Genomic DNA, 16,672 nt, shown 5'->3' on the forward strand with positions numbered 1-16,672 from the left:
CGGAAACGCACGTCCTTCTCGCCTACTCCACGACCACCGGGACAAACTGGTAGCTGTGGCAGTCCACGTAGCCCCGGTTGGTGAGGCGCAGGTCGGGGATGCAGGCAAGCGAGAGAAGCGCCATGGTCATGAACGGCGAGGGCATCGTGCAGCCCATCTTTGCCCAGGCCTTCTCGGCGCCACGGACCTCCGCGGCCACCTCCTCCACGCTCTTGGGGCTCATGAGGCCCAAGACGGGCAGCTTCACCTGGCCGAGCACCACACCGTCCTCGACGGCCACCTCGCCTCCGCCGCACTCCACAAGCAGACTTGCCGCAAGGGCCATGTCCTCGTCGTTGTCGCCAACAACCAGCAGGTTGTGGGCATCGTGGGCCACGGTCTGCGCAAGCGCGCCATGGATGCCAAAGCCCTTGGCAAAGCCATAGGCAAACGAGCCCGTGTTGTGGTGGCGCTCAAAGACGAAGGCCTTGAGGATGTCGTCTTGGGGCGAGCACTCCAGGCAACCTTCGACCACGGGCACCTCGAGGTGCTCCTCCTTGGTAATCGTGGAGCCCGCACTCGAGGTCATCACGCGTACCAGCGCGTGGTCGCCCTCGATGGGCGTGCCGTCGGCGTGGACGGCGGGAATACGGAAGGTCTCGGGCGTGATCTCCCCCGCCACGTGCATTGAGTTGAACATGAAGTTTGGCCAGGGGTAGGGCTCGGGCGAGAAGAGCGCCGCGCCGTCCTCGGCCACAAGCTCGCCGTCGATGAAGGTGTGCGTCACGCGGAAGTCTTTGAGGTCCTCGAGAATAACGAGGTCGGCGCACTTGCCCGGCGTGACGGACCCCAGGTCGCGCGCCATGCCAAAGCAGTCCGCCACGTTGATCGTGACCATCTGGATGGCCGAGACGGGATCGATGCCAAACTCCACGGCCTTGCGCAGGATGCGGTCGAGGTGTCCTTCGGAGACCAGGGTCTCGGGGTGGTTGTCGTCGGAGACGAGGTTAACGTGGCGTGTGTCGATGTTGTTGTCGGTGATAACGTGCGCAAGCTCCTCGAGGTTCTGCCAGGCCGAGCCCTCGCGCAGCTGAGCGTACTGGCCCAGGCGGAGCTTCGCGAGCGCCTCGTCGCGCGTGATGGACTCGTGGCAGCAGGAGATTCCGGAGGCAATGTAGGCGTTGAGCTGGCGGTCCGTGTCTGGCACCGTGAAGTGGCCGGTCAAGGTCTTGTCGGCCTTGAGCGTCTCGTCCATCTCGGTGAGCGGACCCTCGTCGCAGGAGAGGACGCCGGGGTCGTTCATCATCTCGCCAAGGCCCACCACAGCGTCCCACCCCATGGTCTCGCGGATGTCCTTGTCATCAATCTTCGAACCAGTATCCTCAAAACCCGGAACCGCGGGGACGCAGGATCCCGGCGTGACCATGCACTTGAGCGGCACGCGCTCGGAGTCGCGGATGAGCTCCTTCAGCGCGGGAAGCCCGGCGACGTTCATGGCCTCGTGCGGGTCCCAGTAGATTCCCGTGGTACCGTGCGGAACCACCGCTCGGGCGTACTCGGAGGGCCCCACCATGGCGGACTCAACGTGGATGTGACCGTCCATGAAGCCCGGCGCCACAAAGCTGCCGGCAGCATCGATGACAGTGGTCTTCTCGCCAATGCAGTGCTCTGCCGTGTGACCGTCAATGCCCAGGTAGGCAACGCGCCCAGCGGCAATGGCGATGTCTGCGTTGTCGAGAATCTCGTGCGTGGTGACGCTTACCAGCCGTGCGTGGCGAATGACGAGGTCGGCGGGTTCTTGACCCTGGGCCACACGGATGAGCGTGCGATTGCATTCCCACAGCGGAGACTTGCAGAAGCGATTGAGCATGGCAGCCCCTCTCGACACCCGGCTTATTAAATTGTCAAAACGTTAGCAGCCCCACGTTGCACTGCGGCAACGATTCCGCGAGCGGTATGCAAAGGCTCGTTCGGGGTACGCAGCATCGACTGACAATGTGGCGAGAAGCCCGCACTCCGCAGACATTGCCTAACGAGACGAGAGAAGCCCCTTGACCTGGGAAGGCAGCTTGGATACCACGCCTTGCGCCACGTCTCCGAGGTCCTGTGCTACCTCTTTCGCGGCGTCGGCCGCACTCCCCAAGGTTTCCGTAACCCCATCCAGGTCGATGCCGGTATCGGAGCTGGAACCAGTGCTTTTGGGGGTACCGGAGCCACCGGTCCCCGTCGTGGGCGTGCCCGTCTTGCTCGTTGTCGTGGTGGCACTGCCCGACGCGGCGCCGCTCGAGGCACCCGCGGCCATGCTCGAAACAGCGTCGCTCACGCAGCTAGAGACCACCGCAAAGACGATAAGCGCAACCAGCGCCCCCACCAGCACGAGCGTGATGCGCTTAAGGTTGGGGCCACGATGGTTGCCCCGGCTTCCAGATCCGGCGGCGCCACCGTAGCCATAGCCGTAGTAGCTCGTCTGTGAAGGCGAGGGCACGGCGTTGCGCACGGGCTCCGCAGCACGCCGCGGCGCTGGGGCAGTGCGAGACGACGCGGGCGGTGGCGCGTACACCGTGGCGTCGGGGTCGGCGGCTCGGCCGACGGCCGCACCGCGGCCGGCGCCAGGCCCGGCGTACACCGTGGCGTCGGGGTCGGCATCTCGACCGACCCCGACGCCACGGCCGCCGCCCACGCCCATCACGCGTGTCTCGTCACGCTCGCCCACGCGAACCTACTCCAAGCCGTCCACGGCGGGCGTCTCGCCCTCCCACGTGGTGAGGCAGGCGTCAAGACCACGCTCGACGGCCTCGCTGTCCATGTGACGGCCAATCACGCAGAGACGCACCATACGGTCGCCCACCTTGGGATCCCAGTCACGACGCAGCTCAGGCACCTCGGCCATGTTGCGCGCAAGCTCGTCTGCCGGCATGAGCGCGGCCCACTGGCCGTTCTCGGTGAGCGTGAACTGCTGGCCGGCCTGCTCAAAGACGTAGCACATGTCCGGGTCGTTGTTCACCCACATGAGGCCCTTGACGCGGATCACGGACTCGGGCCAGTTGTTCACAAACTCGGAGAGCGCGTGGTAGTCGAAGGGCTGGCGGCGCTGGTAGACAAAGGTGGAGACGTCGTACTCCAGAACCTCGGGGTTCTCGTGCTCCTCGGGGTGCTCCATGGCGTCGGCCCACGCGGCCGAGCCGTACGCCTCGTCAAAGCTAAAGCGGCCAGTGTTGAGCAGCTCGTCCATGGGGACGTTGCCGTTCACGGCCTCGACGATGCGCGCATGCGGCTGCAGGCCGCGCACGATGGCCTTGAGCTCGGCCACCTGCTCGGGCGTCACGCGATCGCACTTGTTGAGCACGAGCGTGGTGCAGAACTCGATCTGCTGGATGAGCAGGCTCTCGACGTCGTCCTCCTCGATGTCGTCGGCGAGAAGCGCGTGGCCGCCGTTGAACTCGTCATACATGCGGGCGCAGTCCACCACGGCCACGATGTTGTCCAGGTCGAGCGGCGCGGTGCCGCCCTTGGTCTGGTCGCAGATGGACGAGATGGTGTAGGCAATGGGAATGGGCTCGCAGATGCCCGAGGCCTCGATGATGATGTAGTCAAAGTCGCCGGTTTCGGCGATGGACGTGAGCTGCTGCGCAAGGTCGGAGGCGAGCGTGCAGCAGATGCAGCCGTTGCTCATGGGAATGAGGCTGTCGGTGGCGGAGAGGCCGCCGTTCTTGATGAGGCTCGCGTCAACGTTGATCTCGCCGATGTCGTTCACGATGACAGCGGCGCGAATGCCCTCGTCGTTGGCGAGGATGTGGTTGAGGAGCGTGGTCTTGCCCGCCCCCAGATAGCCGGTGAGCATGACGATCTTGACCGGAGTCGTAGTGTCCTTCGTGGGCATGCGTGCCCCCTTCTGCCAGCGCTTGGCGCGGGCGACGTATCTGCTGAACTGGAAGAGTCTAGGGCATGCGTGTGGTGAGATTGAGGGGCGAGAAGGACGCGGCCCACGGCACCCTGGCCGCGCGGCCGCCCCTCACAGCGCGTAGCAATCGTAGCGTATAGCCTTGCCAGCAATGGCGTAGCTGGGCTTCTCGCCCGCAAGCCATGGCCCCTTGGCCGGGCGCTTCACCACAATGCGGCGAGGATCTGCCGCCCGGGCGGCGTCCATAAGGCCGCCCTCGTCATCGCACGGGCGCTCAAGCCTCTGGATGAGCTGCAGCTTCTTCTTGACGGCCGCGCTCTTGCGGCGCTCGGGGAACATGGGGTCGAGAAGGACCACGTCAGGCCTGAAGCCCAGCGCAGGCAGCGCCGGAACGGAGTCCTCGCCGCGAAGCTCCATGCGCGAGACTGCCTCTGCCAGCGCGGGGTTGGCCGCCGCACGCACAAGGGCGTCGCCCAGCAGCGCACAGATCACGGGGTCGCGCTCGAAGAGCGTGACCGAGAAGCCCGCCGCGGCAAGGAGCAGCGAGTCCTCCCCCATCCCCGCCGTGGCGTCCACAGCCGTGAGCGGGCCCGCGGCCCCGCGGATGCGTGCGGCGCGCACCACCAGCTCGCGGCCAAGGTTTCCCGGACGAAGGCGCGGCACCATGCGCGAGAGGTCTGCGGCAAGAGACATCCCGTCACCCTCGAGCGAGAGGCCCTTCTCGCCCACCAGAAGGCGCATCCCGCCTGTGGCCGCAGCCGTACCCGCAGGCGCCACGGCAACGCCAAGGCGTTCCGCGAGCTCCTGGGCGCGCGCGTCGTTTCCGCCGGCGCCAACCTCTATTACCAGGCCCTCCACCAGCGCCTACGCCCCGTAGTGCCCGCGCATCGAATACCAGCCGTCGTGCTCGTCCACCACGAGTGGCACGTCGAAGAGCTCCGAGAGGACCTTGTCGCACAGAATCTGGTCCTTGGGGCCGTCTGCAAAGATGGCTGCGTTTTTGATGAGCATCACGCGCCCGATGGACGGGATGATGTCCTCAGGGTAATGCGTGACCAGGATGATTGAGCGCCCCTCGGCAGCAAGCGTGCTCATGGTCTCGCGCACGTGATACATGCCCTCAGGGTCAAGGCCCGTGCACGGCTCGTCAAAGACAAGCACCTGCGGGTCGCGGATGAGCTCGCGCGCCACCAGGACACGACGAGCCTGACCGGTCGAGAGGGTCATCACGTCGCGGTTGGCAACCTCAGCGATCCCCAGGCGCTCGAGCGCGTCGAGCGCAAGCTGACGGTCATGCTCGGTGGCCTGGACATGTCTGGGCAGGCCAAGCGTGCCAAAGAGCCCACCCGTCACCACGTCGACGGATGGCAGGTGCACGCGAATCTGGTCATGCATGGTCGAGCTCACCACGCCCAGCGCCCGGCGCACGTCACTGAGCTCTGGGCGCGGGTCGCCACGAAAGCGCACGGGCGGCTTGTCTCGGTAGAGGGGAAATACCTCCCTGGTAAGGAGCTGTATGAACGTGGACTTTCCCGCGCCGTTGGGGCCGAGAAGCGCCACGTGCTCACCCTCATGCAGCGTGAAGTCGTCCACGTGGAGGATGGTCTTGCCCGACCTCACCACGCTCGCGTCGTGAATGGCAAAGAGCGGCGTCTTATCGCCGGCGTTGTTCTCGCCCTGCATGCGGTCTCCCGGTTTTCCTTGGTGTAACTTCACACAAACGCACCACCATTACGTGCGTCCCGTAGACCTACTATAGGCAATACGTGCGCGCACGCGCGAGGTTGGCGACGCGCAGAAACATACCCACACCTCATTTGCGCAGATAGGGGTTCCCATGCCAGAGATGCTCACGCTCGAAGCGTTCGAGGAGGCCTCCGAGAAGGTCAAGGAGGTCACGCTCGAGACCAAGCTCATCGAGAGCCCCTACCTCTCGGCGGCGACGGGCAACCGCATGTGGCTCAAGCCAGAGAACATGCAGCGCACTGGCGCCTACAAGCTTCGCGGCGCGTACTACAAGATCTCCAAGCTCTCGCAGGAGGAGCTCGACCGCGGCGTCATCACCGCCAGCGCCGGTAACCACGCGCAGGGTGTGGCCTACGCCGCCACGCACGCGGGCGCGCGCTCCATCGTCGTGATGCCCACCACCACGCCGCTCATCAAGGTTGAGCGCACCAAGGGCTACGGTGCCGAGGTCATCCTCTACGGCGACGTCTTCGACGACGCAAAGCAGCGCGCCGTCGAGCTGGCCGAGGAGCAGGGCCTTACCTACATTCCGCCGTTCAACGACACCACGGTGGCAACCGGCCAGGGCACCATCGCCATGGAGATCGTCCAGGAGCTACCGCTCGTCGACACCATCCTCGTGCCCGTGGGAGGCGGCGGCCTGGCCTGCGGCGTCTCCACCTTCGCCAAGCTCTACAACCCCAAGATCCGCGTCATTGGCGTTGAGCCCACCGGCGCCGCAAGCCTTACGGCGGCACTCGAGGCCGGCCACGTGGTTAAGCTCCCCAGCGCCAACACCATCGCCGACGGCACCGCCGTGCTCGAAGTGGGGGACAAGGTCTTCCCCTACCTGCAGCAGAACCTCGACGACGTGATTTGCGTGGACGACGACGAGCTGGTTGTCTCGTTCCTCGATATGGTCGAGAACCACAAGATGATCGTCGAGAACTCCGGCCTGCTCACGGTCGCGGCCGCCAAGCACCTGCCCGCCGAGGGCAAGCGCGTGGCGTGCATCCTCTCCGGCGGCAACATGGACGTAATCACCATGTCGAGCGTGGTGCAGCACGGCCTCATCCAGCGCGGCCGCATCTTCACCGTAAGCGTGCTGCTGCCCGATCGCCCCGGCATGCTCGTGCGCGTAGCCAGCGTGATTGCCGAGGAGAACGGGAACGTGATCAAGCTCGAGCACAACCAGTTTGTCTCGACCAACAGGAATGCGGCGGTCGAGCTGCGCGTGACCATCGAGTCGTACGGCGAGGAGCACAAGGCGCAGATCGTGGAGGCGCTCCGCAAGGCGGGCTTCAAGCCTACGCTGGTGCAGCCGTCGCTGTAAGGGTGCGGTAATAACCACTCCGCTGTGAAGCAGCCCCTCCGGCAGCATGCGCGCCGGAGGGGCTGTTCATACGTACGTGTCGCAACCGCGTTCTCTGCGACGCTGGCCGCAGGTGCCGCCGCGCCGGGTGGCGCGGCGACGGCACCGCTACAGGTACTCGACGACCTTGTCGCCCATGGCGGCAGTGCCCAGGACGTGATCTGCCGGCGTGGCGTCATCGGCAATGTCGCGGGTGCGCCACCCGTCGTCCAGGACGCGCTCCACGGCAGACTCGACCCAGCTAGCCTCCTCGGTCATGTCGAAGGCGTAGGTGAGCATCATGCCCGCCGAGAGAATCTGCGCCAGCGGGTTGGCGATGCCCTTGCCGGCGATGTCGGGCGCGGAGCCGGCGGAAGGCTCGAAGAGCGAGACGCCGTCGCCCAGGCTCGCGCTCGCAAGCATGCCGAGCGAACCCGTGATCTGCGCAGCCTCGTCGGAGAGGATGTCGCCAAACGTGTTCTCGGTCACGATGACGTCGAAGTCGGCAGGCCTGTTGATGAGCTGCATGGCGGTGTTGTCAACGAGAAGGTCCTCAAGCTCGACCTCGGGAAACTCCTCGTCGTGGACGCGATGGACAACCTCGCGCCACAGGCGGGAGGTCTCCAGCACATTGCGCTTGTCGACGCTCGTGACCTTGTTGCGACGCTTGCGCGCGGCTTCGAAGGCCTTGCGCGCAATGCGCTCGACCTCGTACTCGCGGTATTCCATGGTGTCGTAGGCGCGCTGGCCGCGGCCGCCGTTGGCGCCCGCACCCTCCTCGTCGTAGAAGCGCTCGCGGCGCCCAAAGTACAGGCCACCGGTAAGCTCGCGAACAATCACGAGGTCAACGCCCTTGATGACCTCCGGACGCAGCGTCGAGGCCCCTGCCAGGGCGTCGTAGATCTTCACGGGACGCAGGTTGGTGTAGAGGCCCAGGCCCTTGCGGATGCCCAGAAGCCCCTGCTCCGGGCGAGGTGCGTTGGGGTCGGTGGAGTCCCACTTGGGCCCGCCCACCGAGGCGAGAAGAACAGCGTCCGAGGCCTTGGCGGCATCGAGCGTCGCATCGGGTAGCGGGCTTCCGCAGGCGTCGATGGCCGAGCCGCCAATCAGATGGTCCTCGCAGACAAAGTCCACATCGGCCTTCTCGCCCACGGCCGCAAGGACCTTCTTGCCCTCCGCCATGATCTCGGGACCGATTCCGTCACCCGGCAGCGTGCATACGTGATAGGTCGCCTTAGCCATTGCTACTCGCCCCTCTTCTCGGCAAGCACGCGCTTGGTGCGCGCGACAAGCCCGCCCTCGTTGATAATCTCCTGAATGAACGGCGGGAACGGCTGGGCGTGGAAGACGGCGCCCGTGGTCTCGTCGGTGATGGTGCCGGTATCGGCGTCAACGCTCACCACGTCGCCGTCAGAGATGGCGTCCGCGGCCTCGGGGCACTCCAGGATGGGAAGGCCCATGTTGATCGAGTTGCGATAGAAGATGCGCGCGAAGCTCTTGGCAATGACGCACGAGACGCCCGCCGCCTTGATTGCCACGGGCGCGTGCTCGCGCGAGGAGCCGCAGCCAAAGTTCTCGTCGGCCACAATGATGTCGCCCGGCTTCACGCGAGAGACGAAGGTCTTGTCGAGGTCCTCGAGGCAGTGCTTGGCGAGCTCCGCCGGATCGGACGTGTTGAGGTAGCGGGCAGGAATAATGACGTCGGTGTCTATGTCTCTGCCGTAGCGAAAGACGGTTCCTCGGAACTGCATGGGTTTCCTTTCTCCTGCGAGAGGGCCGGTCGCCTTTGCCATCTCGCTTCGGACAGTCCTCGCCGCAAATAACGCGGCTGCGGAACTTGCGGGCCGGCAAAGGCGACCGGCCCACCCGGGCAAACAATAGCCAACAGATAGAGGAACCGTCTTTCGCGTCAGAGCCCTGACGGAACCTCCACCCCCGGAAGAACTAAGTTCAAACCAGAAGCAAAGAGCGCGGCCGGTGGGACGCCCGTGGCCGGCTGCGCGCGCGGGCGTCTTGCAACCTGAGGGTGCGGCCTTCCTCCCGTGCGAGTTCTTGGCGCAGCCAAGCTGTCTGAGCACGGGAAGAAGGCCGCACCCCCCTTGCATCTACAGGTCGGACGGCAGCGCGATGTGGCCGGCCACGGCCGACGCGGCGCACACGGCCGGGCTCGCCAGGTACACCTCGGACGTGGGATCGCCCATGCGGCCGACGAAGTTGCGGTTCGTAGAGCTCACGCACCTCTCGCCTGCCGCAAGGATGCCCATGTAGCCGCCCAGGCACGGACCGCAGGTGGGCGTCGAGACCACGCAGTGAGCGTCGATGAAGACGTCCATGAGACCCTCGTGCACGCACTGCAGCCACACGGCCTGCGTCGCGGGAATCACAATGCAGCGCACGTTGGGGTTGACGGTGCGACCGCGCAGCACCTCGGCGGCGGCGCGCATGTCCTCGATGCGGCCGTTGGTGCAGGAGCCAATGACGGCCTGGTCAATGGTAATGTCGCGGCTCTCGGCGACAGGATGCGTGTTAGAGGGGAGATGCGGCCAGGAGACCTGCGGCACAATGTCTGCCGCATCGATCTTGATGACCTTGAGGTACGTGGCGTCCGGATCGGGGTGGTACTCGGTGTAGGGACGCTCGGTGCGGCCGGCAAGCCAGGCGCGGGCGGTGTCGTCCACCTCGAAGAGGCCCGCCTTGCCGCCGGCCTCGATGGCCATGTTGGCAATGGTGAGACGCCCCTCCACGGAGAGGTCGCGGATGGTCGAGCCGGCAAACTCCATGGCGCGGTAGAGTGCGCCGTCAACGCCGATCTTGCCGATCACGTAGAGGATGATGTCCTTGGCGCAGGCGCCTGCCGGCAGCTTTCCGTCAATCTCGAAGCGGATGGTCTCGGGCACCTTGAACCAGGCGCGACCGGTGGCCATGCCCACGCCGGCGTCAGTGGAGCCCACGCCCGTGGAGAACGCGCCGATGCCGCCGTAGGTGCAGGTGTGGGAATCGGCGCCAATGACCAGGTCACCGGGGCCCACGATGCCGCGCTCGGGAAGAAGCGCGTGCTCGATGCCCATGCAGCCCTGCTCGAAGTAGTGCGTGATGCCCATCTCGTGAGCGAAGTCGCGCGTGACCTTGGTCTGCTCGGCGCTCTTGATGTCCTTGTTGGGGCTGTAGTGATCGGGCACCAGGCAAATCCTGTCGCGGTCAAAGACGCCCGCGCCAATCTCGCGAACGGTCTTGATGGCGATGGGCGCCGTGATGTCGTTGGCGAGCACGAGATCGAGGTCGCATTCTACGAGCTGGCCGGGCACGACCTCGTCGAGCCCTGCGTGGGCGGCGAGGATCTTCTCGGCCATGGTCATGGGACGTGCCATTTACTTGCCCTCCTTGGAACGTGCGGTCTGAATCATGCGGTTGATGGCGTTGATGTAGGCCTTTGCGCTGGAGACCACGATGTCGTTGTCGGCGCCGCGGCCGGTGAAGACCTTGCCGTCCTCTGCCGTGATGCGCACCGTGACCTCGCCAATGGCATCGATTCCGCGGGTGATGGCCTTCACGGAGAACTCCGCGAGGTCGCCGTGGACGGCAACGACCTGGTCAACGGCCTTGTAGGCCGCATCGACGGGACCAGTGCCGGTGGCGCACACAACGTGCTTCACGCCCAGCTCGTCCGTGATGGTTGCCGTTGCGGTGGGCACCAGCGGGTCACCGCAGGAGACCTGCAGGGCATCAAGGGTGTAGACGGCCGCGACCTCACGCTGGCGCTCCTGGACAATGGACTCGAGGTCCTCGTCGTAGACCTCCTTCTTCTGGTCTGCGACCTCGAGGAAGCGCTTGTAGATGTCGTCGTACTCTTCCTTGGTGAACGTGTAGCCAAGCTCCGTCAGACGGTGCTTGAGCGCTGCGTGGCCGCTGCGCGCGGAAAGGATGATCTCGGAGCCAGCGGCGCCGACATCCTCGGGGTTGATGATCTCGTACGTATCGCGGGCCTTAAGCACGCCGTCCTGGTGGATGCCAGAGCTGTGCGCAAACGCGTTGGCACCCACGATGGCCTTGTTGGCCTGGACGTTCATTCCGGTGATGCGAGAGACCAGGTGACTCGAGCGCGTGAGCTCGCGAGTGTTGACGTCGGTGTGGGCGTCCAGCTCGTCGCCGTGCATCTTAATGGCCATGACGACTTCCTCGAGCGCGGTGTTGCCGGCGCGCTCGCCCAGGCCGTTGATGGTGCACTCGATCTGCGTGGCGCCGTTCTTGACGCCCGCAAGCGCGAGCGCGGTGGCCATGCCCAGGTCGTTGTGGGTGTGAACGCTGATGGAGACGTTCTCGATGCCACGAACGTTGTCGGCAAGGCCCTTGATGCGGGCGCCGAAGTCATCGGGCAGCTGGTAGCCGGTGGTGTCCGGAATGTTCACGACGGTCGCGCCAGCGTCAACGGCTGCCTGAATCACACGCTCGAGGAACTTCTGGTCCGCTCGGCCCGCGTCCTCGGCGTAGAACTCGACGTCCTCGACGTACTGCTTGGCGTACTTCACGCAGTGGATTGCGCGCTCGATGCACTCGTCCTCCGTAATGCGGAGCTTCTCGTGCAGGTGCTGGGGAGAGACGCCCAAGCCAGTGTGGATGCGGGGACGCTTGGCGGTCTTCAGTGCCTCGGCGGCGCGGTCGATGTCCTTGTCAACTGCGCGCGTAAGGCCAACGACCACGGCGTCGTCGCCGGCGAGGCGGCCAATCTCTTGCACGGAGCGGAAGTCGCCGGGCGACGAGATGGGGAAGCCGGCCTCGATAACGTCGACGTGAAGGCGCAGCAGCTGCTGAGCGATAACGAGCTTCTCCTCGGTGTTCATGGACGCGCCGGGCGACTGCTCACCGTCACGCAGGGTGGTGTCGAAGATGGCGATCTTGCGGGTCATTGCTACCTCCAGTGGACGTGGGCCCAGGGACTGGTACCGGATTGCCTTGGGATGGCAGCATGACACACGAACAGACCCAGCTGCCGCTGTCCCAAGGCGGGACGCGAACGCAAGCTGGGTCTAATGATACCTGCTGGACCTTTGACCTAGCGCGCGTTCGCGCACGTAAGCTCTAGGCCGCGTAGGGCGAGAGAGCAGGCGTACATGGGCATGCTTTGGACAGTGGTGCACATGTTTCCTCCTCCCTTGGCCAGGGCTGCTGGGTGCAGCCGGTGATTGACACTGTGACACCTCGACATCTTACAGACGTCGCAGTTCATCAAGTAGTATCCCAACGGTAACATTGCGGGTATGCCCAGGGCCGCAGATTTCGCACAAAAGCCCCGTGGAAGTTATCTTCTTCACCTTGCAACTGCACAAAAAGCCTTTATCGAACGAGTTTTCCCGAGTCCGTGCACAAAAATGCCCTATCGAACAGTGCTGTGGAAGAGAGTCTGCCAAATGGAGATAATTATATGCAATATTGTGCAATTTATAAGGTAAATTTTCATAATTTTGGGGAATTTAATTCAACTGTTGATATGGGCTACGAATGGCACTGTCCGGTAGAGCATTTTTATGCAGCGCACACGATAATCCCGTTCGTTAGAGCCTTTTTGTGCACCTGACAAACCGGAATGCAGGCCTGGCGATGCAAACTGTACATCTGGCAATCCAAACGAGAGCAGCTTTCGGGGCGACCCCTGAATCTCCTGCCAAGCAGCCGACACGCCAACTATGCAGACAGGCGTCCCCGACAGAATAACAGATCGTCCGCGCTGCTCAGAGCCCCAGCCCCGTGGCACCCTTCGTGCGGAAGAGCTCGATCATCTCGCCCGTCAGGCTGGCATGGTCGTTAGTGCGTTCAAGCGGGATCTCCTCCGGGGAAAACCAACGTGCCTCGGCCAGCTCCTGATGGTCGGTGCGTATGCGACGGCTGCCGTCAACGCGGCACCAGAAGCCCACAAGCAACGTGTCCGAGAAGGGCCAGGGCTGGCTCTTGTAGAAGCGCAGGTCGCGCACGCGTAGCCCCACCTCTTCCATGACCTCGCGGCGCACGGTGTCCTCGACCGACTCGCCGATCTCGGTAAACCCCGCCACAAGTGCCCACAGCTTGAGGGAGCGCCCCTGGTAGCGGGTGAGGACGATCCTCTCGCCATCGGTCACGGCGGCGATGATGCCCGGCTGGATTTTGGGATAGACGATCTTTGCGCAGTTGGGGCACACAATCTCCCGGCTGTGCGGAGCGAGCTCCATCTCGTGTCCGCAGCGCGAGCAGTAGCGGTTGTCCCGGTACCACGCGGCAAGCTGCGAGCCCACGGCAGCGGCAAACGCGAGGTCGGCGGGCCCAACGCCACGCAGCCAGCCAACGCGCTCGTAGGTAAAGCCCGCTGGCGCGGAGACGTCCTCGTCGAGCGCCAGGAAGAAGTCCTCCTCGCCAATGCGAAAGGCGAACACCATGCGCTCGGGCGGCATGGGATAGTCCGCGAGGCGCGGCAGCTCGATTGTCTCACCCGAAGAGAACTCGTCGGCGCCACGCTCGCCAGCGGCAACCACGCGCACGAGGGCAGAGCGGTCGCGGTAATGCAGCACGTAGCTCTGGGGCTCCGGATCCTTGGGTTCAAAGTGGTTGTCGTACGGCTTGCCCGTCTCCTGGATCACGTTTGCTCCTCTCCGGTGAGACAAAGGGACTGTCCCTTTGTCTCATGTGTGCATTATCCCCACGCGGTCCGACGAATGCCCGTGGCGCACCAACATATCCGTACAATAGCTACGAGAAGCGTTTGGATATCATCGTCACGCAGGCATCGGAGGAACCCATGGCAGACTACATCCTCGTCACCGAGTCCGGCTCCGACATCCACGAGGAGACCGCGCGCCGCCACGGCATTGTGGTGGTCCCCATGCACGTGAACTTTGGCGACCTCTCACGCGACGACGACTCCTTCCCACCTGAGGAGCTCTACGAGTACTACAAGACCACGGGAAAGCTCCCGCAGACCTCGGGCTGCACGCCTGCCGACTTCAGCGCCGCTTTTGACCACATCCACGAGAAGTACCCCACTGCCAAGATCCTCTACCTGGCCTACTCCGCGGCGACCACGGTCTCCTACCGCAGCGCGCACCTTGCAGCCGAGGGCCGCGACTACGTGGCCATGATGGACACCAAGTCCGTCTCTTGCGCGCTTCGCCTTGTGGTGACCAACGTCGCCCGCATGATGGAGGTCAACCCCGACGCCACGGAAGACGAGGTCGAGGCCTTCGTCGATGACCAGGTGCGCCGCGTTCGCTTTGCCTTCATCCCCGGCGACCTCGACTACCTGCGCGCGGGCGGGCGCCTCTCCAACGTGGCGTTTCTCGGCGCGACCCTTTTGCGCATCAAGCCCACGGTCGAGGTGCTCGACGGCAAGCTCGTGGCAACCAAGAAGCGCCGCGGCGCCATGGTCAAGTGCGTGGGTCAGCTCGTCGAGGACTTCGTGACCCGCGAGCCCATGGACCTCTCGCGCGTGAACCTCACCTACACGGTGGGCAACGCGCCCGACCCGCTGATAAAGGCGCTTGTCGAGAAGATCCTGCGCGATCACGGCGCGCAGGAGATCGAGTGGGTCAAGTCCGGCTGCGTCATAGCCAGCCACTCCGGCCCGGGCGCCTTTGGCATTGCCGCGGTGACCGCCGAGTAGGACACGACTGGTTGCTTGCGGCCCCCGGCGCTTCGGTGCCGGGGCATTTTGTGCGGTTGATACCGCTGCAGATCCGGCGGACTGTCCTTCTCGGCAGTCCGCTTTTCTCGGGATGAAATTATTGCGCGTTAATTTGCATCTACCTAAGAACCAACTGGGAAAATACCGTGAACGTCCAAAAAAGCGTGCAATAACTTTGGACGAGAACCGCTAAAACTCGCGCAGCAGCCACTTGTACCCGCCCCGAATCAACCGCGGCTGCTGTCGAACACACGCGGCCCCAGCTCGCTAGCGAGAACCGCCACGAAGATGAGCGCAAAGCCCGCCACCAGGCGCAACGTGAGCTGCTCGCCGTAGAAGATCACGCTCGCCACCACGGCAAACACGCTCTCGAGGGAGAGCAGAAGCGCCGCGGGCGCCGGCGGCACCACGGTCTGTGCCACGTTCTGAACCGCGTAGCACACGCACGAAGCAAGCACGACCATATACGCGAGCGACCACCAAAACGGTGCATCCAGCGTCGAGAGGTCCGTTGTCGGCTCGCCCAGGAGAAGCGAGAAGACCCAGCAGGCCGCGCTGCTCACGGCCATCTGGATCACCGTGAGCGTCATCATGTCGTGCGCACCGGCAAACTTGGCCACGAACACAATCTGCAGCGCAAAGAGCAGCGCCGAGAGGAGCGTGAGCTGCTCGCCGGCGCCGAGGGACGGCACGAGGTCCTCCCCCAGCGAGATGAGACCCACGCCAGCCATGCAGAGCACCGCCGCAAGGACGCTGGTCGCACCCGGCCTCCTGCGGGCGACGACCCAGTTCACGAACGGCACCAGCACGCAGTAGACCGCGGTGAGAAAGGCGCTCCTGCCAGGAGTGGTGTAGGTGAGGCCCACGTTTTGCACCGCGTAGGCAGCGCCGGCAAGCACGCCCAAGATACTTCCTGCAAGAAGGTGGCTCCAGTCAAAGTTGTCACGCAGCTGGCGCCAGCACACGGCGCCCAGGAGCAGTGCGGCGAGAAGGAACCTCAGCGCCATGAGCGAGCAGGCGGGCATGGCGTCGAGAGACCCCTTGATAATGACGAAGGAGCCACCCCAGATAAGGGCGCAGGAGGCAAGGGCCAGCTTCCAGGCCCACATTGGTATGTCTCGCGTATTTGGCATGTGGGCGATTATACGACCCGGGAACGGTCTCACACGGCAGGCGCAGGGATTTTTCTCGCGCTCGCCTCCGCTGGCGCCCGCATGCCGTAAACTTGAAAGCGCTGGAGGATTTCCGGCACCAGAGCTCTAACCGGCATAGCCGGCAACTATCGCGTCGGTGCAAGGGGCACCGGCGAGGGAGTTCGGAGAGGAGAACACATGCAGTATTCGGCAGAAGTGGAGCGCATGTGCCCAGTTGCCAAGGGTGCATACCACGGACCGGCGCCCATCCCCGAGGAGGGCAAGTGGGTTCAGGCCAAGGAGATCACTGACATCTCCGGCTACACCCACGGTGTTGGTTGGTGCGCCCCGCAGCAGGGTGCCTGCAAGCTCAGCCTCAACGTCAAGAACGGCGTCATCGAGGAGTGCCTCATCGAGACCATCGGCTGCTCGGGCATGACCCACTCCGCCGCCATGGCCGCCGAGATCCTCCCCAAGAAGACCATCCTCGAGGCCCTGAACACCGACCTCGTGTGCGACGCCATCAACGTTGCCATGCGCGAGCTGTTCCTGCAGATCGTCTACGGCCGCAGCCAGACCGCGTTCTCCGAGGACGGCCTGCCCATCGGCACCGGCCTCGACGACCTCGGCAAGGGCCTGCGCTCCATGGTGGGCACCATGTACGGCACCGCCGCCAAGGGCGCCCGCTACCTCGAGCTCACCCAGGGCTACGTCACCCGCATGGCCATCAACAAGAACGACGAGATCGTGGGCTTTGAGTTCCTCAACCTCGGCAAGTTCACCGACGCGGTCAAGGCCGGCGTCGACCCCGCAGAGGCCGTCCAGAAGGCCATGGGCCACTACGGCCAGTGGGATCAGGCTGTGAAGTTCATCGATCCTCGCACCGACGAGGAGACCCACAGCACCGAGTCCACGTTCCCCGTCCACGAGTAACTCCG

General features: G+C 64.5%; 14 protein-coding genes. 3 read left to right on the top strand and 11 right to left on the bottom strand.

The features are described 5' to 3' along the window. Window positions 1-22: 22 nt before the first annotated feature. The 5 genes from BMX94_RS02240 to BMX94_RS02260 all read right to left on the bottom strand — a co-directional run bounded on the left by BMX94_RS02240 (window position 23) and on the right by BMX94_RS02260 (window position 5,563). Complete coding sequence (locus BMX94_RS02240; RefSeq protein ID WP_091002985.1) at window positions 23-1,849, bottom strand: adenine deaminase; 1,827 nt, start codon at window positions 1,847-1,849, stop codon at window positions 23-25. Window positions 1,850-2,008: 159 nt separating this feature from the next. After that, entirely contained in the window at window positions 2,009-2,692 is a 684-nt protein-coding gene (locus BMX94_RS02245) for a hypothetical protein (protein WP_091002987.1), read from the bottom strand. Between the two features lie 6 nt (window positions 2,693-2,698). Continuing rightward, window positions 2,699-3,859: a CobW family GTP-binding protein gene (locus BMX94_RS02250; protein WP_091002989.1), complete on the bottom strand. Its 1,161-nt coding sequence runs from the start codon at window positions 3,857-3,859 to the stop codon at window positions 2,699-2,701. Between the two features lie 132 nt (window positions 3,860-3,991). Next, the gene (locus BMX94_RS02255; protein ID WP_286159989.1) at window positions 3,992-4,738 is read right to left on the bottom strand and encodes a class I SAM-dependent methyltransferase; all 747 of its coding nucleotides are present in this window, start codon (window positions 4,736-4,738) and stop codon (window positions 3,992-3,994) included. Between the two features lie 6 nt (window positions 4,739-4,744). Then, a complete protein-coding gene (locus BMX94_RS02260) occupies window positions 4,745-5,563 on the bottom strand; it encodes an ABC transporter ATP-binding protein (RefSeq protein WP_091002990.1) in 819 nt (272 codons plus the stop codon). A 154-nt stretch (window positions 5,564-5,717) separates the two neighbouring features. Here BMX94_RS02260 and ilvA point away from each other — a divergent pair, with 154 nt between their 5' ends. Beyond that, window positions 5,718-6,938: a threonine ammonia-lyase gene (gene ilvA / locus BMX94_RS02265; protein ID WP_091002991.1), complete on the top strand. Its 1,221-nt coding sequence runs from the start codon at window positions 5,718-5,720 to the stop codon at window positions 6,936-6,938. A 147-nt stretch (window positions 6,939-7,085) separates the two neighbouring features. Here ilvA and leuB read toward each other — a convergent pair whose 3' ends face one another. The 5 genes from leuB to nudC form a co-directional block, all read right to left on the bottom strand. After that, window positions 7,086-8,198 (bottom strand): 3-isopropylmalate dehydrogenase, encoded by a 1,113-nt coding sequence (leuB, locus tag BMX94_RS02270; RefSeq protein WP_091002993.1) that lies wholly within the window; start codon window positions 8,196-8,198, stop codon window positions 7,086-7,088. Between the two features lie 2 nt (window positions 8,199-8,200). Then, entirely contained in the window at window positions 8,201-8,707 is a 507-nt protein-coding gene (gene leuD / locus BMX94_RS02275) for a 3-isopropylmalate dehydratase small subunit (protein ID WP_059055039.1), read from the bottom strand. A 354-nt stretch (window positions 8,708-9,061) separates the two neighbouring features. Further along, on the bottom strand, window positions 9,062-10,324 hold the full coding sequence (gene leuC, locus BMX94_RS02280; RefSeq protein ID WP_091002995.1) for a 3-isopropylmalate dehydratase large subunit: 1,263 nt from the start codon (window positions 10,322-10,324) through the stop codon (window positions 9,062-9,064). Further along, entirely contained in the window at window positions 10,325-11,860 is a 1,536-nt protein-coding gene (locus BMX94_RS02285) for a 2-isopropylmalate synthase (RefSeq protein ID WP_091002997.1), read from the bottom strand. Window positions 11,861-12,682: 822 nt separating this feature from the next. Then, a complete protein-coding gene (gene nudC, locus BMX94_RS02290; RefSeq protein WP_091002999.1) occupies window positions 12,683-13,561 on the bottom strand; it encodes an NAD(+) diphosphatase in 879 nt (292 codons plus the stop codon). Between the two features lie 158 nt (window positions 13,562-13,719). On the opposite strand from nudC, the gene BMX94_RS02295 reads away from it, so the two are divergent. Further along, window positions 13,720-14,580, top strand: coding sequence for a DegV family protein (locus BMX94_RS02295; protein ID WP_177171293.1), 861 nt, complete (start codon window positions 13,720-13,722; stop codon window positions 14,578-14,580). A gap of 248 nt (window positions 14,581-14,828) precedes the next feature. Here the strand turns inward: BMX94_RS02295 and BMX94_RS02300 are convergent, their stop codons facing one another. Next, complete coding sequence (locus BMX94_RS02300) at window positions 14,829-15,710, bottom strand: DMT family transporter (protein WP_177171294.1); 882 nt, start codon at window positions 15,708-15,710, stop codon at window positions 14,829-14,831. 222 nt (window positions 15,711-15,932) lie between these two features. On the opposite strand from BMX94_RS02300, the gene BMX94_RS02305 reads away from it, so the two are divergent. Continuing rightward, the gene (locus BMX94_RS02305; protein ID WP_032110297.1) at window positions 15,933-16,667 is read left to right on the top strand and encodes an iron-sulfur cluster assembly scaffold protein; all 735 of its coding nucleotides are present in this window, start codon (window positions 15,933-15,935) and stop codon (window positions 16,665-16,667) included. Window positions 16,668-16,672 lie beyond the last annotated feature (5 nt).

Source organism: Olsenella sp. KH3B4, assembly GCA_900111695.1.
Classification (GTDB): domain Bacteria; phylum Actinomycetota; class Coriobacteriia; order Coriobacteriales; family Atopobiaceae; genus Tractidigestivibacter.